The following is a 25,616-nucleotide window of genomic DNA, read 5'->3' on the forward strand; positions in this document are numbered from 1 at the left end:
ATCGATTGCAGTTCCTCAAATTAGCTTCATCGTACCATGTTCTCTTTTTTTAGTGAAACTAAAGTTAAACTAGTTCCCTCCAACCGGAAATCTATAATGAAGGTAAATAAACCCGTGAGTCGGGTTAAGGAGGATGTTCAAGATGTTATCGAATCACCAATCGACGGTTACCGTTCCTTCCCAGCAGTTGCCCGTATCGTATACTCCCGATGTGGTAGTTGTAGGAGGCGGTCCATCAGGCATCGCAGCAGCGATCGCGGCAGCACGCAATGGAGCCCATACGCTGCTTATTGAGCAAAGAGGATATTTGGGGGGCATGGGAACAGCGGCATTAGTTCCGGCTTTTTGCCCGTATACGGATGGGGACAAGCCGGTCATCCGCGGAATCGGCTTGGAGCTGCTGGATAAGATGAAGCAGGCGGCAGGAGCCGATTTTCTCAGTCGATACAAGGAGCGGCTGGATTGGGTGCCGATTGATGTGGAAACGCTCAAGCGTGTCTACGACGATGCAGTGCTCGAGAGTGGAGCGAAGCTGCTCTTCCATACGTTCGCCGATCAGGTTCTTCTTGACGGTGACCGAATTCAAGGGCTTGTCATCAGCAACAAGACAGGCCGCTCCGTCGTACAGGCGAAGCTGTACATTGATGCAACGGGCGATGCGGATCTGGCTGCGTTAGCCGGGGTTCCATTTCTGTTGGGAGGAGATCAGGGTGAGCTTCAGCCGGGCACGATGTGCTACGTCGTCACAGGGGCCGATAAGAGCCGGTTTGACCAGTTTATCAAGGAAACGGGGCAGGGAGGCCAGCTGGAAAAAACGATAGTGGAAGCCCAACAAAACGGCGATTTACCAGACGGACGGAAACGGGTTTCCGGTATTGCCTGGATTTCGGATACGGTTGCTGGTTTCAATTTTGGACATATTTTCGGAATCGACGGCTCCAAGGCGGAGGATTTGACACGGGCGGCCGTGGAAGGCCGCAGGCTGATCGACACACAAATCCGATTTTTGCGCAAGTATGTTCCAGGCTTTGAGAACGTATTTCTCGTTCATTCGGGCGATCAGATCGGCATCCGTGAGACGCGGCGCATAGCAGGAGATTATACGATTGTAGTGGACGACTTTTTATCTATGAGAACGTTCGAGGACGATATCGCAAGAAACTCTTATTTTATCGATATTCATCTGGCTAATGCCTCAAGCACGATGACGATCAAGCATTTGCCCAAAGGACAATCACACGGTGTGCCTTACCGCTGCATGCTCCCGCAGGGCAAATCCAATCTGATCGTAGCAGGCCGATCCGTCTCCTCCGATCGTCCGGTTCAGGGTTCGCTTAGGGTTATGCCCAACTGCTTTGCCATGGGGCAGGCTGCGGGTACAGCTGCGGCGATGGCGGGTGTGTCTGGAGCAGGCTTCCGCGAGGTTCCGGTAAAAGAGCTGCAGCGCAAGCTAGTGGAGCAAGGAGCGTGGCTAGGTGAGGAGCCGGGAAGAGCTGATAGCGGAATTAAGATGGCTGCAGGGCATATCGCCTACGACGAGGAGAATGCTTGACCGCTTTGATTACATGCAGCTTCTTGCTCTACGTGCTCTAGAGATATAGGGATTCAGCCCTCGGAGTTTTTGCCTCCCGGGGCTATTCTCTTTTGTGCTCCTGTAAGATAATGAAATCAAAATCACGAAGGGTGGCCTTCCTTATGTATAAGCTTGTCATAGTGGACGACAAACCGCATGTCCGATCCGGCCTTCGACACTATTTTCGCTGGAGTGATTTTCATATCGAGGTAGTAGACGAAGCAGACGACGGACTTGCAGGCCTGCAGTTGGTCGATAGAGTCAAACCGGACATCGTGCTGACCGATGTTCGGATGCTGCACATGGACGGGATTCGGATGTCTACAGAAATCCGCGCGAAATACCCGCATATTAAAATTGTGTTTGTAAGCGGTCACGACGACGCGGATTACTTGAAATCTGCTCTGCAGGTCAATGCCATCGATTATATATTCAAGCCCGTCAACATGCAGGAGCTCGAGACGGTAGTCAAGCGCGTCACCGATGAGCTGGAGGAAGAGCGGAGAGAGCAGAGCCTCGTTGCTGATATGCAGGTGAAGCTGACCCAAAGCATGCCATTGTTGAGGGAGAAGTTTCTTATGTCGATGATTCGTGACGGAGCTGCACGGCCGCTGGGGTTACAAGATCGCCTTGATTTCCTCGGCCTGAGACTTCCTGTGGAAGCGTCGTATTGGGTTATCATCGTGCAGATCGACGATAGCGCCGATGTTGTTGACGTTCGCTCGGCCCGAGATCAGCAACTGCTCGCCTATGCGGTATTGAATGTATGCCAGGAGCTTATTGCAAGCTATTTGGATGGATACGCTTTCGAGAACCGAAGCGGCGAATACGTCGGAATCGTATATGGCCATAACGACCGTGAGGGAGTGGAGGATCAGCTGTTTTTGCTTGCCGAGGATATTCGGGACAACTTGTCCCGTTACTTAAAAATTAGCGTAACCATCGGCGTTGGAGAGCGGGTAACTGGATTGACCGCCCTGCCAATATCGTATATGCGAGCTAGGGAGGCGACTGATCGCAAATGGTATCTGGGCAAAAACCGCATCATCACGATGGACAGTCTGGAAACGGACGAGGACAGCCCTTACCGCTTCGATACGTCACAGAACGAGCGATTTTCGTCGGCTTTGAAGGCGGGAGAGCCGGAGCCGCTGCTTCAGGAGCTGGATATATGGTTTGAGCGTGTAGCTCGAAACCGTAAGGACGGGTTTCATTATGGACGTATTTTTTCATTGGAGCTGATCTTACTGTCAAACCGGCTGCTGCTGGAGCTTAACATTAACGACCGGGAGCTGGAGAAGAGAGAGACAGAGCTCTGGAGCCGAATTCATAAACAGGAAACGATCCGTGATGTGCGTCTGCTGCTCGAAGAGCATCTTCTTGATGTTTGCGAGCGGATTCAGGATAAGCGGAGCGGCAAAGCCCGTAACGTCATCGACCGCATTCGGGCAGTGATGGATCATCGTTACGGCGAAAATCTCACCGTAGCGGACGTGGCGGCGAGCGTCTATTTAAGCTCTACTTATGTGAGTCTTCTGTTCAAGCAGGAAACCGGAGAAACGGTGTACGAATATTTGACCAAGGTGCGTATCGAACGGGCCAAGGAGCTGCTGGGCGATCCCCAATACAAATTTTATGAGGTATGCGAGGCGGTCGGCTATTCCGATCCGAGCCACTTCAGCAAAATTTTCAAGAAATATACAGGCTTCACGCCGAGCAGCTTCAGGGATCAGTTGACATAAAAGGGGATCGATTCGGATGAAAAGGGCCTACCCTAGATGGATGCACCACCTGCCTGCGCTGCTTCGAGGCATGATTGAAGCCAGAAACTGGCTGCTGGCTTACGTCCTGCTCATCTTAGTACCTGCCGGCTTTCTGCTTTATACCTATTATCAGAAATCCTCCGCCATTCTGGAGCAGGAGATCACAAGAACGATGCTGCAAACGATCAAGCAAGCAGGGATCAACCTGCAGTATCAATTGGATCGTGTGCGCGACACCTCCAACTCTTTGTTTATGAGTCCCAGTCTATATAAATATTTGGTTGAGTCGGAAGAGGCTTTTCCTATTGATGTAATGAAAAATTTGCGATCGCTGCTCGAGGTTGCGGAGAACAATGAGAACGTTTTCCGGGTCCGATTGTTCGTTGATGACTCCAAGCTGTATGCCGGAGAAAAGGTTAATTTTTTTTCAGTGGAATCACTGAAGGGACGCCCGTGGTATCCCCGTGTTCTTGAAGCGAGCGGCACGCTCGTATGGACGGGGGCCTACAACGAGCATTACATTGACAGGGACGACGCCTACGTGTTTTCCGCAGCAAGGATGCTGCGTGATCCAACGCGATACGATCGGTTTGCGGGAATCCTAATCGTCGATATGAACGAGCGGACAGTAGGCGATTTGTTGGGTAAGGTGGAGCTGTCCAAATCTAAGTCACTGTATCTCATGGACAAGGACGGTACCCTTATTTGGCATGCGGATAAATCTAGGATCGGCCAGCCGGCTGCAGCTCCAGAGCTTCTATCCCGACTCGCCTCGGCCCCGGAAGGAATAGAAAAGATTTCTCAGGGCCATGAGGGCAAATATGCGGTCTATACGTCTATCCGTAACACGAACTGGAAGCTGGTAGCGGAAGTGCCGGCAGGTGAAATTTCGCGTCAAGCAGTGACACTGAACCGTTTTTCGGGGGCAGCCGTTCTGTTGGGTGTTTCCGTGTTATTTCTGCTGCTTGTCTTCGTGCTGTTAGCCTTCGTGATCCGCGGAATGAACCGCAGAGTACAGCTCGTTATTCGTGCTATACACCGGGAAGGCATCGAGCGGTTGGACGACTATAACATTCGGGAAGGGGGCAACCTGAACCTTTTGGAGCGGAGCGTCGACCACATGATGCTTAAGGTCAAAGGATTAATGGAAGAAACCTATACCGCCAAGGTTCAGGAGCGGGAGGCTCAGCTTCGGGCGTTACAAGCCCAGATCAACCCGCATTTTTTGTACAATACGCTCGATATGATCAATTGGATTGCCGTTGGACGCGGGGCAACGGATATCAGCCAAATGATTGATGCGCTAGCCAAATATTTTCGGCTTAGCTTGAACAAAGGCAAAGACAATGTCAGCGTCGAGGATGAGCTGAATTTGGCTAGAGTCTATCTGGAGATTCAGCAGAGCCGATTTCCGCAAAGCTTTGATTTTACTATTGAAGCAGATCCCAGGGTGATGGATTTGATGATGCCCAAGCTGACGCTGCAGCCGATAGTGGAAAACGCACTTCTTCACGGTATTCGCAAATCTAGCTGGGGGAAAGGTTTTATTCGCATTGAAGGACGTTTGGAAGGAGAATCCCTGATGCTTTCCGTTACCGACGATGGGGCGGGGATGGAAGAAGAACTTGCTGGAAGGCTGCTGGTTGAGCCTCTTTCTCAAGTCCGGACGGATGGAACTGGCAGTTCATACGGTTTGTACAATGTGAATGAGCGCATCCGGCTGTTCGCAGGCGAAGGCTTTGGTGTATCCATACGCTCCAGACCGGGAGAGGGTACAACAGTGAAGGTGCTGCTTAAACCAGTAAGGATCAACCCATCGCAAGACGGAGGGGCAAATAAGTGACTTCTTCAAGCTGTCCCCAAACTCCATAGGATTCAACCAGAAACCATAGCTTTACCCTCTACAGCCGCTGTCCGTCGCCTCCTATAATGACAATATAAGCATTTGGAGGTGACGCTACCATGAGTAACACAACGGCTGCCGAAATCGACAACAAGCAGGCGGCAAGAGTTAACATTAAGCAGGATGGCCGCTGGAAGCTATTCCGAAGCCATCTCGACATGTATATCTTGCTGGTGCCGGGTCTTATCTTTCTGTTTCTATTCAAGTATGCGCCCATGTACGGCATTGTTATTGCGTTTCAGGACTTTAACATTTTCGATGGGATTTCGGGCAGTAAGTGGGTAGGGCTAGAGCAGTTCAGCAAGCTGATAAAGTCGGAAGAATTTATTCAGGTGTTTCTGAACACCATGCTCATCAGCATGTACAAAATCGTATTGCTGTTCCCAATCCCGATCGTCGTGGCGCTGCTGTTGAACGAGATTAGGAGAATGTTCTTTAAACGAACGGTTCAGACCATCATTTATTTGCCGCACTTCCTATCCTGGGTCATTATTTCTGGATTGTTCATCAATATTTTGTCGCCTTCCGGAGGACTCATCAATCAAATGATTGCATGGCTTGGAATGGAGCCGATCTCCTTCTTGCTCGATAATGACTTTTTCCGCAGTGTCGTCGTGTTCACGGCAGGCTGGAAGGAAGTCGGCTGGAACGCCATTATTTTCATAGCCGCCATATCCGGCATCGAGCAGGAGCAATATGAGGCCGCAGCCATTGATGGAGCAGGACGAATTAAGCAAATGTGGTACATCACGCTGCCAGGCATTTTGCCTACTATTGTCCTCATGTTCATTTTGCGGATAGGCCATCTGCTGGATGCAGGCACGGAGCAAATATTGACGCTATACAATCCGGTCGTCTATCAAACTGGTGATGTTATCGGAACCTATGTATACCGCATTGGTCTTGGCAAAATGGATTACAGCTTCAGCACGGCCGTCGGACTCTTCAACTCGGTGGTTGGCTTTCTGCTTATCGTATTTGGCAACATGCTCAGCAAAAAACTGCTTCAGCGCAGCATTTGGTAAAGGAGGAACTTCCGATGCGCAAAAAAACGATCGGCGATATTAGCCTGGATTTGTTCTCCTACACGCTTCTCTTGCTGATGGCTGTAGCTACGCTGCTGCCCTTTGCCAATGTGCTGTCCAAATCGGTAAGCGAGGAATGGGCGGTTGTCTCAGGAAAAGTAGGCATTTTGCCGGTGGGCTTTCAATTAAAGACGATGGAGTACGTAGTGACGTCCAGCCAGTTTTTGAATTCGTTTATCATTTCTGTTCTGGTAACGGTCGCAGGTACGGCACTCTCCATCCTCATTACGGCTGTGACAGCTTATCCGCTGTCCAAGAGGAATCTTCCCTTCATGAATGTCATCATGGTGCTGTTCGTCTTTACGATGATGTTCAGCGGAGGCATTATACCGAATTACTTGCTGATGAAAAATCTTGGACTCATCAACAGCTTATGGTCTTTGATTCTTCCAGCCACGATCAGCGTGTTCAATCTGCTGGTGATCAAGAGCTACTACGAGAGCTTGCCTGAGGCGTTGGAGGATTCCGCGAAAATAGACGGAGCACGCACCTTCACGATTTTGTTTCGCATTATATTGCCGCTTAGCGGTCCGGTTATCGCGACGATTGCGTTGTTCTACGCAGTGTATTATTGGAATGATTTCTTCAATCCAATGCTGTACATCAACGACCCTTCGCTCAAGCCGCTCCAGCTGTATTTACGCGATATAGTCATGGATGCCGATTCCTCTTCAGCCGTCAACAAGAGCGTGGACGATTTGATGAATGTTTCGCCTGAAGGAGTACGGGCTGCTACGGTTATAGCCTCTACCGTACCCATTTTACTCGTATATCCGTTCTTGCAAAAATATTTCATTAAAGGCGTACTGATAGGCTCCGTCAAAGGGTGAATGAAGGGATAGGTTTCATGGGCCGGGGTCCCGGCTTGAGGAATTGATGCCATAGAGGACAAATCCAAGGAGGGTTCAACATGAACAAAAAGAAATGGCTTGTCTTAGCGCTGACTGCTGTAACGCTCACTTCCACCGCATGCTCTTCAACTAAAGGAGGAACCGGGAACGGAGGCACCTCCACAGCTTCTACCGAAACGGCTGCAAGCAGCAAAAATGAAGCGAAGCCGCAGCTCAAATCGCTGCAAATCTGGCAGAAGGATGATTACAATACGTATCCTGTTGCCAAATTGCTTGAAGAAAAAACGGGCTACAAAGTTCAGTATGATATGCTGCCGCAGGACAAACCGCAGGATAAGCTGAACCTGCTCATTGCTTCTTCCGAGCCCTATGATGCCGTTACGACAACGGGGGGGAGCGAGTTCAAAGCGATCTATGCTGATTATGCAAAAAAAGGAGCTTTGACCGACCTTGGCCCGTTGATCGACAAATTTGGTCCCAATATTAAATCGTCGATTACCCAGGCGACGCTGGATGCTGCCAAAGTTGACGGTAAGCTGTATGCGATTCCGACAACAACGCTTTCGTTCGCTAGTACTGGCCTCATGATAAGGCTGGATTGGCTTGATAAAGTAGGAATGAAAACGCCTACAACATTGGATGAGCTGGTAGCTGTATTAAAAGCTTTCAAAGAGAAGGATCCTGGCGGTAACGGGGATAAAAATATCCCATTCACGATTAAAGGTGATGATCCGATCGTAGCCAATATTGCTGGTGCCTTTGGACTGCCTAACTTTTACAATGACCTCAACGGCAAGCTGACTCCCCGCGTGCTCGATCCAGGTTATAAAGAATATGTGTCGTTTATGACCGATTTGTTCAAACAAGGTTTGCTAGATAAGGAATTCGGAGTCAATAAAGACGCAACGATGAAAGAGAAGTTTTCAAGTGGAAGAGCGGGCATGATCCCGCTGAACTGGTCCGATGTTCCAACAGTGGCGGATGCGCTGAAGAAAACTCAGCCGGACGGCAAGATGTTCTTTATTCCGACGCTAAAAGGAAAAGACGGCAAAATGGGTCACTCGGCATCTGCCGGGTTTGATAGGATCACCTTTATTCCTAAAGCATCCAAACATCCCGAGGATGCGATCAAATGGATCAACGCCAAGCTGGACAAAGATACGTTCAAGCTGATGGCTATCGGGGAAGAAGGCAAGCACTATACGTTCAAGGACGGAGCGTATACACCGATCCTGCCTATCTTTACCGATGAGCGTAACCAGGCGAACAACTTCCTGATGGGAGTCGATGAGAAAAATTATCCGACCTACTGGCAGGCGCGTGTACGTAAAGATCCACGTTTGTTCGAGGCATGGGAGTATCTGAACGTGAAGCAGCCGCCGGAAACGAGAAAAGTGGATATGCTGGGCATCTCCCCATTCATGCCTGAATACTCCAAAAATTTCCAACAGCTAAATACAATGGTGAGCGATTACACCGTGAAGCTGATCTTTGGCGCTGAGCCGCTGAGCGGATTGGAGGCGTTTCAGCAAAAATTCAAAGCTGCCGGTGGAGATGCAAGCTATAAGGAAGTCAACGACTGGTATGCAACCGTAAAAAAGTAATCGGCACAGTAAGGGAATAAAACTTCAAGCAGGCTGGCGCACAGGAGACTTGTGTCAGCTTGTTTCAGTATAAAGGTAAAAGGATTGTTGCTGACGTAGTCGTCTGCGGAGGAGGGCCTGCAGGCATCAATGCAGTACATACTGGAAGCAGAGGGCGCTTTACTTAAATAAGGGAGCAAGGTGGAGTGAACGCATTTATGAATGAATTAATATGGCATGGAAAAACGTGGGGGACACTTGGCGACAGTATCACCGCTGCCTTCGGCTATCAGCCGATTGTCCAGAAGGCTGTGGGGTTTCGTGATGTATTGAATTACGGGGTAAGCGGCCGTCCTATGACAGCGGGCGGGGAAACAGACGATGGCGCTACGGTTCATGTCGGGAAACGAATTGCTCCTTCGCTGCACTGTGTCACAATTTTTGCCGGCGTGAATGATTTTCGTTTAAACAAGCCGATTGGAGTACCGGGATCCTTCGACGAGCGAACATTTCTCGGAGCTTATGCTTCCGTGGTGGAACATATCATCTGTCAAAATCCGGCTGCAAAGCTATCGGTATGGACACCTCTTCAGCGGGATAAAGACGGATATGATATTCATTATGTCAATGAAGCGGGACACCGCCTGATCGACTACGTGGAAGCGGTGAAGCTTATCGGTCGAACGTATACTATTCCCGTTCTGGATCTATACTCCTTGAGTGGTTTTACTAAAGATACATTGCCCCAGTACACCTCGGACGGATTGCATCCGAATGAAGCCGGTCATCATCGGATTGCTTCGCTCGTATCGGACTTTTTGTTGCAGTTGTAATACATCCGCCTTTGAAACTCGAGAATATACCTCCACTTAATTTCTAATCAAATTCTCGGGTTTCAAAAGCGGCTGGAGGGGCATACCCCACCAGAGCACCACGTGACATCTTAAGTTATATAGGTTTCTCGTTATTCTGGAGCCTTCCAAAAGGGAGGCTTTTTTCATTGAATCTTATGATTTTTTTGAAACATTAAATTCAGATACAGCAGCTCTTAAAGCGTTAAAAACGAAAAAAAGACGGATTTTAGGTTCCATTTCCTGAACTCGCTGCGAATATGGTATACTAGACTATCGAATTCTAACCGTTACTGTACGGACGTTTGAGGAGGAAGCAATACGATGTGCGGGATTACTGGAGCAATGTATTTTGAAGATAGAGAACCATCCCAAGCCATGCTTAAGGCGATGACGGATGTTATTATTCACCGCGGACCTAATGATGTAGGATTTTGGAGCGAGAACCGGATTGGGTTAGGTTTCAGAAGGTTATCCATTATTGACATTCGCGAAGGGCATCAGCCAATGGCCAACGAAGATGACACCGTGTGGATTGTGTTCAACGGCGAGATTTACAATTACAAGTATTTGCGTCACACCCTGCAAGAGAGAGGTCACATATTTAAGACGCATTCCGATACCGAAGTTATCGTACATATGTATGAGGAGTACGGCGAGGACTGCGTGAAGCAGCTTCGCGGAATGTTCGGCTTCGTCATTTGGGATCGCCGCAAAAAGCTGTTGTTCGGGGCGCGCGATCAATTCGGCATTAAGCCGTTTTATTATTTCAAGAATAATAAACGTTTCTTGTTCGGATCAGAAATTAAAAGCTTGCTGGCAGCCGACGGGATGGATCGCACGATTCACACGGAAAGCTTGCTGAATTATTTGACATTCCAATATGTTCCAGAACCGGATACCATGTTCAGAGGTATTCATAAGCTTCCTCCGGGTCATTCCATAACGGTGACGTATGACGGAGATATGAAAATCCAACGTTATTGGGATCCGATGTTCGAGCCTGTGGAGCGTCCGTTCGAGGAGTATGTGGAGCAAATCCGCGAAGGCTTGAAGGATTCGGTTATTCATCATATGCAAAGTGATGTGGAGCGCGGCTGTTTCTTGTCGAGCGGGATTGATTCTACCGCCATTGCGGCGCATATGCGCAGCATTGAGCCGATTCGCACGTTCTCCGTAGGCTTTGAAGGGCCTAACAATGAGACCGAGATTGCTCGTCAAACGGCACAAGCGCTGGATACGGAGCATTTTGCCAAAATTATTACGCAAAAGGATTTCTTCGAAACGCTGCCAAAGGCTGTATGGCATCAAGATGAGCCGGTTGCCGATCCATCGGCTATCGCGCTTTATCATGTGGCTCAGCTGGCACGGGAGCAAGTCACGGTGGTGCTCTCAGGCGAAGGCGCCGACGAGCTGTTCGGCGGTTACCGCATCTATCGCGAGCCGCAGGCTTTGCAGCCAATCGAACGGCTTCCTCATGCGTTGAAACGGATGATGCATGCTCTAGCGAGACTTCTTCCTAACGGAGTGTACGGCAGAAATTACATTTTGCGCGGAACAACTCCTCTCGAAGAGCGGTTTATCGGTAATGCCAAAATATTTACCGAAGATATGAAAGCCGATATCGTCCGTATTGACCGTGAAATGCTGGGCAGTTACACGAATCCGCTCCAGATCGCGAAGAAGTTTTACGATAAGACCCGCCATCTAGACCCGGTTACACGGATGCAGTACATCGATATGAATCTTTGGCTGCCTGGAGATATTCTGATGAAGGCGGACAAAATGACGATGGCTCATTCTCTGGAGCTGCGCGTTCCGTTCTTGGACGTAGAGCTGTACGAAGTGGCGCGTAAAATTCCGGCTCGATACCGGATTGCTGAAGGCACAACAAAATATATATTCCGCAAGGCGATGGAGGGGCTTATTCCCGACAATATTTTGACCCGTCCGAAGCTAGGCTTCCCTGTACCGATTCGCGATTGGGTAAAGGGTAACCAAGGCAAGGTGATGATGGAGCAAATTGCTGCGAGCGGTATCGAGGATTACATTAATCTGGATACGGTTCGTCAAATGCTGAGCAAGCATCAGAATGGTCAAGGGGACTATGCGCGTCGTTTATGGACCATTTACATGTTCGCATTGTGGCATGTTACTTATATGGAAGAATTGCCGAGACCGACGCTTGCAGAAGCGTTATAGGAGGAATAGCTGCATGGGTAATTACAAGCTGGTTGCTTTGGATATGGACGGAACCTTCCTGATGGAGGATAAAACAGTTTCAGAGGAGAACCGCAAGGCTGTCAAAGCCGCAGCAGAAGCAGGTGTCACGGTAATGTTTGCAACAGGCCGCGGCATCCCTAATGTCCAGCCATACGTGGAAGAGCTGAATCTGCGGTCGCCGATCGTTGCGGTTAACGGCAGCGAGGTATGGTCTACACCAAACAAGCTGCACAGCCGGAGTCTGTTCAAGCCGGAGCTTGTAATCCAAATGCGTGAGCTTGCATTAAAATATGATACTTGGTATTGGGCATATTCCGTTAACGGACTTTTCAACAAAGAGCGCTGGACTGATAAGGTATGGGACGAGCAGTGGCTCAAATTTGGCTATTACTATGAAGATGAGCCTACCTTGAATGCGATTCGAGAGAAAATGATCGAGTGGGGAGAGATGGAAGTGACGAATTCCCATCCCTGCAACATTGAGCTCAATCCTAAAGGGATAAGCAAAGCAAGTGGTCTTAGAGAAGTGTGCGGATTGTTGGGCATCGAGATGTCCCAAGTCATTGCAATGGGAGATAGCCTGAACGATGTTACGATGATTCGTGAGGCGGGTTTAGGCGTAGCAATGGGAAATGCTCAGGATTCAGTAAAGCGGGTTGCCGATGTTGTAACCGTATCGAATGAGGAGCATGGAGTAGCGCGGATTATTGAACAGTATATTTTGTCCTAAACAGAGGGCAAAAGGAATGAAGCGAGGTGTCTGCTCATGGTCGTAGCTGCCTGGATAATCGTCGTCTTATTGTTTGCTGTTGGGATGGCCGGTGCCGTGTATCCGGTCCTTCCCGGAGCTTTAGCTATTTATGCGGCATTTTTCATTTATGGCTGGATGGTTAGTTTTGAACCATTCGGCTTTTGGTTCTGGTTTATCCAAACGACGATTGTGATAGTACTGATGATAGCTGATTACTTGGTTAGCGCGCTTGGGGTCAAAAAATTTGGAGGAACCAAAGCGTCCGTAATCGGCAGTACAATTGGCCTGCTGCTGGGGCCCTTCGTTATTCCTGTGGCAGGACTCCTGATCGGCCCATTTCTTGGAGCGGTGATTGGAGAAATGATCGTTGGGACCGAGTGGAAACAGGCAGTAAAAGCCGGCGTAGGCGCGCTGGTTGGGTTTTTCTCAGGTCTAGTCGTTAAAGTAATTTTACAGCTCTTAATGATCATATTGTTCGTTATTTGGGTGCTGAAATTTTAGCAATCCATTCTTTATTGGGGAAGAGGGAAAGTCTTGGCAAAGGATTCGCTAGTAAAAGGTACGTTGATTTTGACTTTGGCGGCGCTGGTGGCACGGGCTTTAGGCGTGGTACAGCGGATTCCGCTTATTTTACTGTTAGGCGATATCGGGATGGCGGCTTACGGAATCGCGTTCAACCTATACTCAATGCTGCTTGTTGTCGCAACGGCAGGGATTCCTAGCGCACTTAGCAAAATGATCTCCGAGCGGACAGCTCTTGGACTCCACGCTGAAGCGAACCGTGTGTATCGGGCGGCGCTGTGGTTTGCTGCCGCAGCTGGCGTTGTCATGACGCTGTTCCTGTACGTCATTGCGCCTTATTATGCGGAGAGCATCATTAATCCGCAGGCGCTGCTTCCTATTCAGGCGTTGGCCCCAGCACTGCTCTTGTTCCCGCTGATCGCGATTATGCGCGGATATTTTCAGGGCCGTCGGATGATGATGCCCAATGGCTTGTCACAAATTATTGAGCAAATTTTCCGTGTCGTGACCTCAGTGATACTGGCCTATATTCTTCTTGGACATAGTGTGGAGTGGGCGGTTGCCGGCGCATCGTTTGGCGGCGTAATCGGCAGTATTGCGGCAGCAGCGGTCATGGTATATTATGCGCTGCGACTTCGACGCAGTGATGCGGCTGAAGGGGCTGCTGTGACGGCAGGCACCGATGCTTCCAAGGAAGGCGTTGCACGCAGCACGCTTTCTTTTAAAACGATATACAGTCAAATGTTCAAGCTCTCGATTCCTATCGTTATTTTCTCTATGACGGTAACACTGATCTATACGATTGATTCTTCCATCGTGACGCTGCTGCTTAAAGATCAGGTAGGAGAAGAAAGTGCTCGGGAAATTCTTGGAATACTGGTAGGACGTGCGCAATCCTTAGCAGGGATTCCGATTATTCTAGCGGTAGCGCTAAGTCAATCCGTTGTTCCGATTATCTCGTCCGCGTATTCACAAAAGGACATGAATCAGGTTTCCGATCAGACGGGTAAAGTGCTTCAGCTTTCCATATTGAGCGGCCTGCCGATGGTACTTCTAATCTGTCTGGCAGCCTCGCCTATGAATGCTTTCATTTTCGGGATACCTAAGGATTCGGCGATCGTAGAGACGTATGCGGCTCCGATCATTATTGTCTTAACGATCAGCGCTATATTTCAAATCGTCATGCAGACATCCGGTGCGGTGCTCATGGGTATGGGCAAAATGCGTGCGCTTATGCTGCATGTGGTTGCCGGTATTGCGGTGAAGCTGGTTGTCAGCTTTGTACTGGCACCATCCATCGGCATTTACGGTATTATCGCTGCGACCTGCTTATGTTTCGTTATTATGACCTGGCTTAACCTGCGAGTCCTTCGTGGGAAAGTCGCTTTCCGGGTGCTTGGAGTACGGCGCTGGGTTGGCTTGACAGTTACAACTGTAGTCATGGTTATCGTGGGCATAGCATTAGATTGGCTGACACAGAGTTATGTAACTCCCTTCGGTAATTTGCGGTGGGATGCTTGTATTCAAACGATCATTATATGTGCTATCGTAGGGGGCGCTTATCCGCTTCTACTGTTCGTGACTCGAACAGTAGGGTTGTCTGATCTGCAGCATATGCCGCGTCCGCTTCAGCGCTTGATCGGACGGGTTGCGCCGAGACTTCTTCAAAAAGCCAAGTCCAATAGCTAGAAACCATTGTCATCATTAATAAATGAACTAACCGCCGTTGAAGGTTGAGATGCCTTGGAACGGCGGTTTTTTTTGCTGAAAATCGTCTCCCCGCCTGGGCTAGTTAAGAAGCTTCTGTTATGTTACGCGCCCGGCTGTATCTTGAAAATATGTTATAATACAGAGAATCTTAACATTCGTATTTTTTTAAGGGGTTAAACTATGCTGAAGAACAGGAAATGGAATATCAGTTCCAAAATCGCTCTAGGTTATATTTTGGTCTTTTTGTGTATGGGTATTTCTATCTTTTTTCTTATGAATCGGATTTATGATCTGCAAAAAGAAGTTCGTTTCATTGCGGATCACGACATCGAAGTGCATAATTTGGCCAACCAAATCGAAAAGAACATTCTCGACATGGAAACGGGCCAGAGAGGTTATGTCATCACGGGGGATAGCAGTTATTTAGAGCCCTATAATGATGGCAAAAAGAATTGGCGCCAGGGCTACAGCCAGCTTTATGAACGTCTTTCCGATAATCCAGATCAACAAAAAAATCTGGACGTTATCAAGAACAATATTGAAACATGGATGTCTGTATCCGGAGATACTGTAATTCCGCTTCGCAAGGATAATAAGACTGAGGAATTGCTTCAGTATTACAAGAATGACAAAGGCAAGAAATACATGGATCTAATGCGTACCCAATGGGACGATTTCCGTACTATTGAGAAGCAATTGACGGCAACCCGCGTCGAAGATCTGGAGTCTAAGAACAATGAACTTCAGACTGAATTATATTTGTTAATGCTGCTTGCACTAGTGCTCTCGATTGTTGGGACCATGACCGTTTCCCGATCTATCGTTAGCACGATTCAACAAGTGGTCTTTGCCATCAAGCAAATTGCTTCTTCCGAGAAAAATCTGAATACCCGTATTGATGTGAGGACGAGAGATGAAATTCGCGACCTCGCAGAGGCGACCAATCTACTGCTGGACAATGTCCAGAAACAGGATTGGTTAAAGACGGGAATTGCGGAGATTGCGTCAATGAACCAGGGGGTGAACAATTTAGAGGAATTGGCCCGATTGTTTGTGACCAAGCTGGCAATCATTATGAATGCGTCTTACGGGGCGTTCTATATTCGTAGAGGGCAAGGAGATCAGCAGCGGTTTATTCAGATCGCCTCCTATGCAGGTAGTGCAAAGATAGGCAGGACTGATATACGCTTGGGAGAAGGGCTTGTTGGGCAAGCGGCTTTAGAGAACAGAATATTGCACTTGGATAATATTCCTGAATCCTATATCCAGATTTCCTCAGGGCTGGGTCAGGCAGCGCCGAAGTGTATTATGGTTACACCTGTACAATACGAGGGCCAAATAGAAGCTGTTTTTGAATTGGCATCTTTCGAACCGTTCAATGATCTTCATCGAGAGCTGCTAGAGCAAATTCGAACTTCATTCGGTGTTGCAGTGAATAGTGTGCAAGGACGAATGGAAATCGCTCGCTTACTGGCCGAGTCACAAGCGTTTACCGAGGAGCTGCAAACGCAGTCCGAAGAGCTTCAAGCTCAATCAGAGGAGCTAATCAGTCAGCAGGAGGAAATGAAAGCCTCCAATGATTCATTGAAGAAATCCGAAGAACGCCTCCAACGTCAGCAGGAGGAGCTCGAGAAGGTCAATACCGAATTGTCCAAGCGCTCCTATCAGCTAGAGGCTCAGGTACGTTTTTCTGAAGAAGTCAATGTGGAGATTGAGCGACAGAAGGAAGTTTTGCAAAAAAGGACCGAAGAACTCACAACCATGTCCAAATACAAATCCGAGTTTTTGGCGAATATGTCTCATGAATTACGGACTCCGCTTAATAGCATGCTAATCTTATCGCAGTTTCTTGCTGAGAATAAGGACGGCAACCTTAGTGGCAAGCAGGTTGAATTTGCCCACACTATCCATGGTTCAGGCAGTGACCTACTGCGTCTGATTGACGAAATACTCGATCTATCGAAGGTGGAAGCAGGCAAACTTGATTTGAATGTAGATATGACCGTTGTTGATGAAATAGCAGGAATGCTTCGCCGTAATTTCCAACCGGTTGCGACGAAAAAAGGACTCGAATTCCGTTTCGAGCCTGGGGCTGATGTGCCACCTTTCTTCTATACGGACAGTCATAGATTGATGCAGATTTTGAAAAACTTTTTATCCAATGCATTTAAATTTACGGTACAAGGTCATGTTGCTCTTCGCATTTACATGACGGAATTTGCATTTGCCGATGTACCGGGTACAGCCAAACAGCCAGCTATTGCATTCGCAGTTACAGATACTGGAATAGGAATTCCCGAGGACAAGCAGGATTTGATCTTTGAGGCGTTCCAACAGGTAGACGGCACAACAAGCCGTAAATACGGAGGAACCGGATTGGGACTAACCATTAGCAGAGAGCTTGCTCAGCTGTTAGGTGGAGAAATACGCGTTGAAAGTTATAACGGACAAGGCAGTACGTTTACGCTCTTTATGCCAGCGATTACCGATCAGGACGAATCGATGGTGTTAGCTACAACGACCCAAGAAGTCGCCGCGGCTGTAGAGTCAGCGGTCATGGAAACAATAAGCTCCAATAATGTTCCCCATATCAGCGATATTGTGATACCGCAAGTCGTATTGTCCGATCCTATGCTGCTATCACCTGGTGAGGTTGATGACGATAGAGAGCAGATCGAGGTGGGCGATAAGGTCATGCTCATTGTGGAGGATGATGCGCCTTTCGCGAGCTTCATTCTAGAGATGGCTCGTTCCCGTGGTTTTAAAGGCTTAGTAGCCACACAAGGAGATAAGGGGCTGGCTCTGGCGTACACTTATAAGCCTAGTATGATCATGTTGGATATTCATCTGCCTGTGATGGACGGTTGGACCGTCTTGGATATGCTCAAGCAAAATCCGGAAACGCGCCATATCCCGGTTCATGTGCTTTCCGTTGTGGATGAGCCTCAGCAAAGTCTCGTATCGGGAGCCATGGCTTATTTGAAAAAACCGATCAGCAAGGAAATGCTGGAGCAGGCATTTAACAGCATAGAAGATTTATTGAACCGGATTCCAAAACGATTGCTTATTGTCGAGGACAATATGCCGCTGCGTGACAGCCTAGTAGAACTAATTGCTCATGACGATGTGGCTATTACTGCGGTAGGATATGGAGAAGAAGCGCTTCAAGAGCTGAATGCCGTACATTTTGACTGCATGGTGCTCGATTTGGAGCTGGCGGACATGTCCGGATTCGAGCTGCTGGACCGGATTCGTAATATAGAAAAGCTGCGAACACTGCCGATTATTATTTTTACAGGCAAAGATTTGGATATGAAGCAGGAGCGTGAGCTTCGTAAGTATGCCGAGAGCATTATCGTGAAAAATGTAAAATCGCAAGAACGGCTATATGCCGAAACGGCGTTATATCTTCACCGTGTCGAATCACAGCTGCCGGAGGAACGGCGTAAGCTTCTGCACAAGCTGAACAACGCGGAGGATGTATTCGAAGGCAAGCACATTATGCTGGTAGAAGATGATATCCGTAACGTATTTGCGCTTACTAATGTGTTAGAAGAACATAAATTGAAAGTAACCTATGCCGAGAACGGACGGGAAGCATTGAATGTGCTGGAGATGAACCCGGATATCGACTTGGTGCTGATGGATATTATGATGCCGGAAATGGACGGCTATGAAGCGATGAAGCAAATTCGCAGCAATCCGGTGCACGAGCAGCTGCCGATTATCGCACTCACCGCGAAGGCGATGAAAGAGGATAGGCAAAAATGCATCGATGCCGGTGCTTCCGATTACATCAGCAAGCCTATTAATACGGAAAAGCTGCTCTCCATGTTAAAGGTATGGTTATATAAGTAGTTAGGGGGGAGAGGTTGACGGATTACCCAGGCCATCCGCCACATTCCGAAGAACTTATTGATGATGAAAGGCAGAAGATCGAAATCGAGCTGCTGCTTGAAGGTATTTACCGTATGTATGGCAACGATTTTCGAGATTATGCCTACGATTCCATAAGTCGTCGCATTACGCATACTGTTAGACAGTTGGGGCTGCCTTCGATCACGGCCCTGCTGGATCTGGTGCTGCACAACTCGCAAGCGATGGAGCAGCTCCTGCGCTGCTTGACCATTAATGTGACCGAAATGTTTCGTACACCCTCCTTGTTTTTGGATTTTCGAACGAAGGTAGTGCCTTTCCTGCATACGTACCCATCGATCCGGATATGGCATGCGGGCTGCTCGACAGGCGAGGAGGTGCTTTCCATGGCCATTCTTCTCCAGGAGGAAGGACTATACGAAAAGACACGCATCTATGCTACCGATATAGATCAGGAAGTGCTAGAGCAAGCGCAGTCGGGGAAAGTACAACTCAGCAATATGCAGCAGTATACACAAAATTATATTTTATCCGGCGGGAGAGGCTCGTTCTCGGATTACTATGCTGTCGATCAGGCTGATAAAGTGACCTTTAATAGCTCGCTCTTAAAGCAAGTTATTTTTGCCAAGCATAATTTGGTAACCGATCAATCCTTCAATGAGTTCCATGTCATTTTTTGCCGAAATGTTATGATTTACTTTAACCGGAATTTACAGAAGCGGGTTCACAGCTTATTCCACGAGAGTCTCCCTCGCTTTGGCGTGCTTGTTCTTGGAGAACGAGAGACGATGCGGTTCACCGGTTTCGAGGCCTATTATGAGCCTTTGAGCGAATCGGAAAAAATATATCGAAAAATCAAATAACCATAGAGAAACCTTCTAGCCTCCCACTTTTTCCTTCAGGAGAGATTGGGAGGTTTTTTTGTTGGAGCTTGCTTTTGTTTAGAGGAATACCGCGAGGGTTAAAGAGATGTTAGAACTTAAACCCTGGATGGAGGCTGACGCTATGCTGTTGGAATGCTTTTACCATGTGGCACAAAGCAATTGGGCTTATGCTTACGATAATGAGATGATTCATTTGAGGCTTAGAACCAAGCGCGATGATGTGGAAGAGGTCGTAGCGGAGACAGGCGATAAATACGATTGGGACCGGACCTACACAGAGTATTCGCTGGTTAAGACTGCTGCTGACGGATGGTTCGACTATTGGGAAACTAGCATTAAACCGCCATTCCGACGGGTTAGCTATTGCTTTCGGTTGCGAGCGGGGTCAGAGACCGTGTGGATGACGGAGAATGATATCCGACATGATCGGCCGACGCCTACCGGAGATTTCTACGATTTCCCGTATATTCATCCAATTGATACGAATTCTGTACCTGAGTGGGCCAAGTCAGCGGTGTTTTATCAAATATTACCCGATCGTTTTGCTAATGGTGATCCGTCCAATGACCCGGAAGGTGTGTCTCCTTGGGGAGCAGAGCCAACCATGGATAATCGGTTCGGAGGTGATTTGCAAGGCATCATCGACAAGCTGGATTACTTAGCGGATCTAGGGATCAATGCGATCTATTTAACACCTGTATTCGAAGCTCCGTCCTATCATAAATATGATACGGTTAACTATAAAAAAGTGGATCCATCGTTCGGGGATAATGAGATGCTGCGCAAACTGGTGGATGCTTGTCATAGCAAAAATATCCGTGTCATGCTGGATGCGGTATTCAATCATTGCAGTGAGCAGTTTCCGCCGTTTCAGGACGTATTGGAAAAAGGGGAAGAATCGAAGTATGCTGACTGGTTTCACGTTAATAGCTATCCGTTAGAGTTTAAAGATGGAGTCCCGACTTACGATACGTTTGGTTTTTTTGGCAATATGCCCAAGCTGAATACGGCTAATTCGAAGGTGAAGCATTATTTGCTGGACGTGGCCGAATACTGGATTAAAGAAATCGGCATCGATGGCTGGAGGTTGGATGTAGCTAATGAGATTGATCACCACTTTTGGCGGGATTTCCGTAAGGTTGTTAAGGCGGCCAATCCGGAAGCATACATAGTAGGAGAGGTATGGAGCGACTCTTTAAAATGGCTGATGGGTGACCAATTCGATTCGGTCATGAATTATCCGTTTTCGAATAAAGTGCTGGAATTTTTCTCATCATCGGCTATGGATGGCTCTACGTTTGCCAATAGCATGGGCGGATTACTGATGCGTTACCCGAAGCAGACGAACGAAGTCGTATTTAATCTGCTGTGCAGCCACGATACTCCACGAGTTCTAACGAGGGTCGGAGAAGACAAGCGGCGCTTAAAGCTATGCATCGTTTTTTTGATGACGTATATGGGAACGCCTTGTATCTTTTACGGGGATGAGATTGGCCTCACTGGCAACGACGACCCGGATTGTCGCAAATGCATGGAATGGGACCCTGAGAAACAAGATAGGGAGCTGTTTGATTTTTACAAGCTGTTGATAGGGCTTCGCCGAAATCAGGAGGCATTAGTTAAGGGAAGCTTTCGTTTCCTAAAGGCAGACCGTGGGGACAAAAGGGTCATTTATGAGCGGCTCGGCGATGACGTGCATTTTACGATATGGATGAATAATACAGATGAACCTACAGTGCTTTCGCATCCAATGGATACCAATGATTGGTGCGATGCATTAACAGATGAGGAGGTTCATCCTGTTGATGGAGTCATGAACATTGAATTAGAGCCCCTCGGCTACCGTATTCTGTGGCGCAGCTTGAGTTAAAGTTTGTATTTGCAGTTACTGCTACCCGTGTTACTATATTAAAAAAGTAACCGAGTACAGACAGTAAGGAGATAGGAATAAAGATGATAGATAGAACGATTCGACCTGTGGAACCCAAAGATACAGATCAGCTGATACAGTTGATGTACCAATACATCGACTTCTATGAAAGACCGCGTCCGGATGAGGGTACTCTTCGGCTTTTTATTGCAAACTTGCAGCAGGAGCCCTCTTCCGGCATGCAGTTCGTAGCTGAGCAAGGAGGAGTATTGGTAGGCTTTGCGACGCTCTACTTCACTTTCAGCACCCTTCAGTTGAAACGTGCTGCTATAATGAATGATCTGTTTGTAGCCTCAGCGCAAAGGGGTTCGCGAATAGGCGAAGGTCTGTTTCAAGCTTGCCTGGAGTACATTAGGTCTAACGGTTATGCCTATATGACTTGGGAAACAGCTCAGGATAATACAGCAGCCCAGTCGTTTTATGACAAAATGGGCGGCCATCGTTCCGATTGGCTAGTCTATGAAATAAGCTAATGATTTCATGAAGATAGAGTAATCTCGACACGTTGTCTCTCTTTACACCAAATTCAGCTGCAGGGTGTGATGAGTCGCGAGCTGAGGTTACTCTTTTCGTCTTGGGCAAAGGAGGGATGAGATGAGCAAAAGGTTGCTGCTTTATTGCATCTTCTGTGTGGTTATAGCTACAATTTCGGCTTGCAGCCAGACGTATTCAGTTACGACAGCCTCCACCACAGCTTTAAAGAAAGAGCTGCGAGAGATGTCCGAAATGATAACGGGCTTTCGCTGTTCTTTTACGCGTCCGCAGCTCACATGCAGAGTTGCCATGTCCCGCGAGCCGAATGAGCAGCTGCTAGAGTCCATTCTAGTGAAGGTCAAGGCATTCTCCACATTGGAAAATCTTGACGAGATTGCTCGCAAGGTTCACTGGAATGATCATGTTTGGAGAATAAGGCTGCTTATCGAGACGGATCGTAAAGCATCAAAGCCGCAATATGAATATTCCGCCGAATATTACCGATATAACTTTGACCCTAGAGTTCAGGAGGTTGATGCCTACCAAACGTGGCAGCGCTACGAATAATTATGGCAGCAAATCCCCAGCCAACACCGCAAGCTCAATCTTGTTCAAGCCGAAGCAGTACTCATGAGTCATTTCGAAGGAGAACGGAGGCTCAACCGAAGTTAAATAGGCAAGGCTTTCCTCGCGCTTCGAAGGCTGGTACCAATCCCCTGCCTCAGCCGCTGCTAATGGGCGGTCTCTCCATACATCCCTCAAGCGTGGGCTGTACAGAGGCGAAGCACCTGGGCGGAGGCTGCATCCGTCAAGCCATTCCTTGAGCTGCCCTCTAGGGACGGGAGGTCCTTGGCGAATGGGAGCGAACAGGTGAGGCCAATAATCCGCTCGGGAACCGGTATGGTGAATGGTTGATGCGAATTGCAAGGCCCCTTCTGTTACAACAGGGATTCCGAATAAAATGGCGTACAGCTTCTTCCCGACCTCGATCCGTTCTTCTAGTCGGCTGAAGTTTTCCAGAATGAGACCTGCCATTCGCAGCTTTCCAATATCCATGTAAGGAAGCACGACTTGGTTCAGCTGAAGTAATGACTGTGCACCGAAAAAAAACGTGTCCAGCACGGTTTTGCGGAATATAGGATGCTGCACAACCCGTTGTTCGATATAATTCTGCTCGTTTACGATGAGTGCCATTGTCAGAAGAGCGGAGTTACGGCGCTCCCAGAACTGCTCCCATACCGGCTGCATGAGGGCGGAAACGTTGAAGTGATGCAGATAATGAAACAGCGGCTTGCCTGCGTGCAAGCTGGCTTCGTACAGCAGCAGTTGAGGATAAGCATCTTGGAAAATCAGTGCGTTAGCTCTTTCGAGAAACGCAAATAAGTGTTCCTGCTGAGAAGTGTTCAGCAGATGAGGCAGCAGCTCTCCCTTCAAGTCGGTCATATTCCAGCCGCCATTGCGAGAGACCATATGGGCTAACAACGACCAATGCAGCTCAGGATGCTGCCGATACATATTCAAGTAAGCTTGCGTCCTCGTAACATTATTACGATTATGAAATGTGGTCGTCGAACGGATGCGATCAAGCAGCGCTGTATTTGCTTGCGGGCTCGTTAAAGGTACGGTTGCCGTTGAATGGGCTATACTCAGCCGTGAGCGCAGCTCTTCCACCGTCTCTTGAGGCAAGCGGATGCCTTCGATATGATCGAGCTGGGCGCTCTCATATAGCAGCGTTGAAGTTTTTTCTTTTGTCCATTGGACAATTTCATGGGGCACGTCTGCGAGCTTGCTAAGCAAATCCCAGCTGTTCCATCTGAATTTCCCTCGCTTCATCTGCGCCTTCAGCCCTTCCTGCAGCAGTCTTTCACTTTATTATCGGTAAAAAAAGGAATTGAATTCCTGCTGTCGAATTAGATATATGTGTGAAAACGAATCATTTTTCCACTTTGTGCGTATATAATTATGCTTTGATGCAACGCGCACTTATTATAATTTATGGAGGTACGGAATGAAAAACAAAAGAATGAACCGATGGCTGCCTTTGTTATTGGTCGTCATGCTTGTGGTTCTGGCAGGTTGTCAGTCCGTAAGCGGAGTCGATCTGAACAAGGTGATTCAAAACTCAGCAAGCGTGAAGTCTTCTCAAGGAACGCAGACGATGACTCTGGAGCTGATTCCTAACGCATCGGCTAAGCTAACTGATGAGCAGAAGCGTATGATGGATTTATTCAGCAATGTGAAGCTGAAAATTACCGACATGAAGCAGCAGGATACTACGCATGTATCGGTAAAGGGAGCATTTGAATATAACAAAGGACAAATTCCGTTTCTGTTGGTGATGTCCGAGCAAGATTATATTTTTACCGTAGAGGGCGCGAACAAGCCGATCATTCTACATAACAGCGTATCATCCATGGATCAGATTCAAGATCAGCTATCCCAGGAAATGAAAGAGCAAATTAAACAATTGTACAAAAAGTCTACCGACTTGGCTCCATCCTTTGCAGCTTATTTCGGAGGCAACCTGCCTAACCCGAAAAATATAACGATTTTCGATGCAAAGGAATACGTCAATAACGAAGGCTTGAATTTGAAACGGATTCATGCTGAAATTAAAGGCGACGAGTTAGCCGATCTAATTAAAGGCTTTTTAACGAACATACTTAAAGACGAAAAGGGAATGAAAGATATTCTCGGTCAGTTGTATGATCTTGTGCTTCCATTAGTGCAGCAGGCAATGAAAGAAAGCAAGGCTCAAGGCGGCAGCCCGATGGATGACATGATTACCCCTTATTTGAACAACAAAACATTGGCTGTCGAATTAGCCTTCACCTTCCTTCAAACGAAGCTGAAAGAGCTTGTCGATAACTATGATCAATCCTTGCAATCTGCACTAAGCTCACCGAATGCCGGTACTAACTTGCAAACGCTGCTCAGTGACAAACAAAGTTTCACATTTGATCTTTATGTAGATAGTGATCTTATGCCGCGCAAGTCGACTATGGAAGTTAAGATTACTGTTCCTGATAGCACTGATGAACCAATAAGCGGTATCAAAATTACATCGACTCAAGAAACATGGAATATTAACAAGCCAGTCATTGCAGATACGATCAACACTAGCGCTGGTCTGCTGGAGATGAACACTCTCAGCAAACCAAGCAAAATTCTTGCGGCGCTTGACCCTAAATCTCAGTTGTACCAGCTGCTTAAGAATGATTTGAGGATTACGAAGAAACAAATTAATCTGTTCATGGACGATTACTATGATGAGTCAACAAAACCGTACATTAGTCACGATGTCACTATGGTGCCTGTCCGTTTTGTTACTGAACAGTTGGACTCCGATGTGGCTTGGGACCCTGCTACTAAGCAAGTGACCATTACCGATCCTGTCAGCGGCGCAGTTATCAAGCTGAATATCGGCAGCAAGCAGGCATCCGTAAACGGAGCAATCAAAGCTCTGGAAACGGAAGCGGAGCTTTCTAACGGTACAACGTTCGTGCCTGTCCGTTTCATTGCGGAGAGCATGGGAGCGAAGGTTGAATGGAATCAAGAGCTTAAAATGGTAACTATTACTCGTGATTAGTATATCCGTTTCTTGTGGAATCATAAGCATTGTGTAAAAGAAGGCCGC

At 47.9% G+C, this 25,616-nt stretch carries 18 protein-coding genes; 17 read left to right on the plus strand and 1 reads right to left on the minus strand.

Annotation, left to right across the window (positions count from 1 at the left end; translation table 11 throughout):
- The first annotated feature begins 142 nt into the window (after nucleotides 1-142).
- The 16 genes from QMA13_RS07930 (at nucleotide 143) to QMA13_RS08005 (ending at nucleotide 22,546) form a co-directional block, all read left to right on the plus strand.
- Nucleotides 143-1,552 carry an FAD-dependent oxidoreductase gene (locus QMA13_RS07930; RefSeq protein WP_282940726.1) on the plus strand — a complete coding sequence of 470 codons (1,410 nt, stop codon included), beginning with the start codon at nucleotides 143-145 and terminating at the stop codon, nucleotides 1,550-1,552.
- A gap of 143 nt (nucleotides 1,553-1,695) precedes the next feature.
- Nucleotides 1,696-3,315 carry a response regulator transcription factor gene (locus QMA13_RS07935; protein WP_282940727.1) on the plus strand — a complete coding sequence of 540 codons (1,620 nt, stop codon included), beginning with the start codon at nucleotides 1,696-1,698 and terminating at the stop codon, nucleotides 3,313-3,315.
- Nucleotides 3,316-3,331: 16 nt separating this feature from the next.
- Nucleotides 3,332-5,179 (plus strand): sensor histidine kinase, encoded by a 1,848-nt coding sequence (locus QMA13_RS07940; RefSeq protein ID WP_282940729.1) that lies wholly within the window; start codon nucleotides 3,332-3,334, stop codon nucleotides 5,177-5,179.
- A gap of 119 nt (nucleotides 5,180-5,298) precedes the next feature.
- A complete protein-coding gene (locus QMA13_RS07945; protein ID WP_481858145.1) occupies nucleotides 5,299-6,264 on the plus strand; it encodes an ABC transporter permease in 966 nt (321 codons plus the stop codon).
- Between the two features lie 14 nt (nucleotides 6,265-6,278).
- The gene (locus QMA13_RS07950; RefSeq protein ID WP_282940731.1) at nucleotides 6,279-7,154 is read left to right on the plus strand and encodes a carbohydrate ABC transporter permease; all 876 of its coding nucleotides are present in this window, start codon (nucleotides 6,279-6,281) and stop codon (nucleotides 7,152-7,154) included.
- 80 nt (nucleotides 7,155-7,234) lie between these two features.
- The gene (locus tag QMA13_RS07955) at nucleotides 7,235-8,779 is read left to right on the plus strand and encodes an extracellular solute-binding protein (RefSeq protein ID WP_282940733.1); all 1,545 of its coding nucleotides are present in this window, start codon (nucleotides 7,235-7,237) and stop codon (nucleotides 8,777-8,779) included.
- A 197-nt stretch (nucleotides 8,780-8,976) separates the two neighbouring features.
- Nucleotides 8,977-9,591 (plus strand): SGNH/GDSL hydrolase family protein, encoded by a 615-nt coding sequence (locus QMA13_RS07960; RefSeq protein WP_282940735.1) that lies wholly within the window; start codon nucleotides 8,977-8,979, stop codon nucleotides 9,589-9,591.
- A gap of 342 nt (nucleotides 9,592-9,933) precedes the next feature.
- The gene (asnB, locus tag QMA13_RS07965) at nucleotides 9,934-11,811 is read left to right on the plus strand and encodes an asparagine synthase (glutamine-hydrolyzing) (protein WP_282940736.1); all 1,878 of its coding nucleotides are present in this window, start codon (nucleotides 9,934-9,936) and stop codon (nucleotides 11,809-11,811) included.
- Between the two features lie 13 nt (nucleotides 11,812-11,824).
- Nucleotides 11,825-12,562: a Cof-type HAD-IIB family hydrolase gene (locus tag QMA13_RS07970; RefSeq protein ID WP_282940738.1), complete on the plus strand. Its 738-nt coding sequence runs from the start codon at nucleotides 11,825-11,827 to the stop codon at nucleotides 12,560-12,562.
- Nucleotides 12,563-12,598: 36 nt separating this feature from the next.
- A complete protein-coding gene (locus QMA13_RS07975; RefSeq protein WP_282940740.1) occupies nucleotides 12,599-13,084 on the plus strand; it encodes a DUF456 domain-containing protein in 486 nt (161 codons plus the stop codon).
- Between the two features lie 33 nt (nucleotides 13,085-13,117).
- Nucleotides 13,118-14,794 carry a putative polysaccharide biosynthesis protein gene (locus QMA13_RS07980; protein WP_282940741.1) on the plus strand — a complete coding sequence of 559 codons (1,677 nt, stop codon included), beginning with the start codon at nucleotides 13,118-13,120 and terminating at the stop codon, nucleotides 14,792-14,794.
- Between the two features lie 201 nt (nucleotides 14,795-14,995).
- Complete coding sequence (locus tag QMA13_RS07985) at nucleotides 14,996-18,673, plus strand: response regulator (RefSeq protein WP_282940742.1); 3,678 nt, start codon at nucleotides 14,996-14,998, stop codon at nucleotides 18,671-18,673.
- Nucleotides 18,674-18,687: 14 nt separating this feature from the next.
- Nucleotides 18,688-19,554, plus strand: a complete 867-nt coding sequence (locus QMA13_RS07990; RefSeq protein ID WP_282940743.1) for a CheR family methyltransferase — start codon at nucleotides 18,688-18,690, stop codon at nucleotides 19,552-19,554.
- A gap of 142 nt (nucleotides 19,555-19,696) precedes the next feature.
- The gene (locus QMA13_RS07995; RefSeq protein WP_282943326.1) at nucleotides 19,697-21,445 is read left to right on the plus strand and encodes an alpha-glycosidase; all 1,749 of its coding nucleotides are present in this window, start codon (nucleotides 19,697-19,699) and stop codon (nucleotides 21,443-21,445) included.
- A gap of 83 nt (nucleotides 21,446-21,528) precedes the next feature.
- The gene (locus tag QMA13_RS08000; RefSeq protein WP_282940744.1) at nucleotides 21,529-21,978 is read left to right on the plus strand and encodes a GNAT family N-acetyltransferase; all 450 of its coding nucleotides are present in this window, start codon (nucleotides 21,529-21,531) and stop codon (nucleotides 21,976-21,978) included.
- A gap of 121 nt (nucleotides 21,979-22,099) precedes the next feature.
- Nucleotides 22,100-22,546 carry a hypothetical protein gene (locus tag QMA13_RS08005; protein ID WP_282940745.1) on the plus strand — a complete coding sequence of 149 codons (447 nt, stop codon included), beginning with the start codon at nucleotides 22,100-22,102 and terminating at the stop codon, nucleotides 22,544-22,546.
- On the opposite strand, the gene QMA13_RS08010 is transcribed toward QMA13_RS08005, so the two are convergent.
- Nucleotides 22,547-23,812, minus strand: coding sequence for a DUF2515 domain-containing protein (locus QMA13_RS08010; protein ID WP_282940747.1), 1,266 nt, complete (start codon nucleotides 23,810-23,812; stop codon nucleotides 22,547-22,549).
- A gap of 175 nt (nucleotides 23,813-23,987) precedes the next feature.
- On the opposite strand from QMA13_RS08010, the gene QMA13_RS08015 reads away from it, so the two are divergent.
- Nucleotides 23,988-25,568: a copper amine oxidase N-terminal domain-containing protein gene (locus QMA13_RS08015; protein ID WP_282940749.1), complete on the plus strand. Its 1,581-nt coding sequence runs from the start codon at nucleotides 23,988-23,990 to the stop codon at nucleotides 25,566-25,568.
- The last annotated feature ends 48 nt before the right edge of the window (nucleotides 25,569-25,616 follow it).

Source organism: Paenibacillus sp. RC67 (genome assembly GCF_030020805.1).
Classification (GTDB): domain Bacteria; phylum Bacillota; class Bacilli; order Paenibacillales; family NBRC-103111; genus Paenibacillus_S.

Coding starts and splice junctions, on each gene's coding strand:
- QMA13_RS07955 (WP_282940733.1), top strand. CDS start 7,235: ATGAACAAAAAGAAATGGCTTGTCTTAGCGCTGACTGCTGTAACGCTC.
- QMA13_RS08015 (WP_282940749.1), top strand. CDS start 23,988: ATGAAAAACAAAAGAATGAACCGATGGCTGCCTTTGTTATTGGTCGTC.
- QMA13_RS07985 (WP_282940742.1), top strand. CDS start 14,996: ATGCTGAAGAACAGGAAATGGAATATCAGTTCCAAAATCGCTCTAGGT.
- QMA13_RS07960 (WP_282940735.1), top strand. CDS start 8,977: ATGAATGAATTAATATGGCATGGAAAAACGTGGGGGACACTTGGCGAC.
- QMA13_RS07935 (WP_282940727.1), top strand. CDS start 1,696: ATGTATAAGCTTGTCATAGTGGACGACAAACCGCATGTCCGATCCGGC.
- QMA13_RS08010 (WP_282940747.1), bottom strand. CDS start 23,812: ATGAAGCGAGGGAAATTCAGATGGAACAGCTGGGATTTGCTTAGCAAG.
- QMA13_RS08005 (WP_282940745.1), top strand. CDS start 22,100: ATGAGCAAAAGGTTGCTGCTTTATTGCATCTTCTGTGTGGTTATAGCT.
- QMA13_RS07975 (WP_282940740.1), top strand. CDS start 12,599: ATGGTCGTAGCTGCCTGGATAATCGTCGTCTTATTGTTTGCTGTTGGG.
- QMA13_RS07995 (WP_282943326.1), top strand. CDS start 19,697: ATGCTGTTGGAATGCTTTTACCATGTGGCACAAAGCAATTGGGCTTAT.
- QMA13_RS07950 (WP_282940731.1), top strand. CDS start 6,279: ATGCGCAAAAAAACGATCGGCGATATTAGCCTGGATTTGTTCTCCTAC.
- QMA13_RS08000 (WP_282940744.1), top strand. CDS start 21,529: ATGATAGATAGAACGATTCGACCTGTGGAACCCAAAGATACAGATCAG.
- QMA13_RS07940 (WP_282940729.1), top strand. CDS start 3,332: ATGAAAAGGGCCTACCCTAGATGGATGCACCACCTGCCTGCGCTGCTT.
- QMA13_RS07945 (WP_481858145.1), top strand. CDS start 5,299: ATGAGTAACACAACGGCTGCCGAAATCGACAACAAGCAGGCGGCAAGA.
- QMA13_RS07930 (WP_282940726.1), top strand. CDS start 143: ATGTTATCGAATCACCAATCGACGGTTACCGTTCCTTCCCAGCAGTTG.
- asnB (WP_282940736.1), top strand. CDS start 9,934: ATGTGCGGGATTACTGGAGCAATGTATTTTGAAGATAGAGAACCATCC.
- QMA13_RS07970 (WP_282940738.1), top strand. CDS start 11,825: ATGGGTAATTACAAGCTGGTTGCTTTGGATATGGACGGAACCTTCCTG.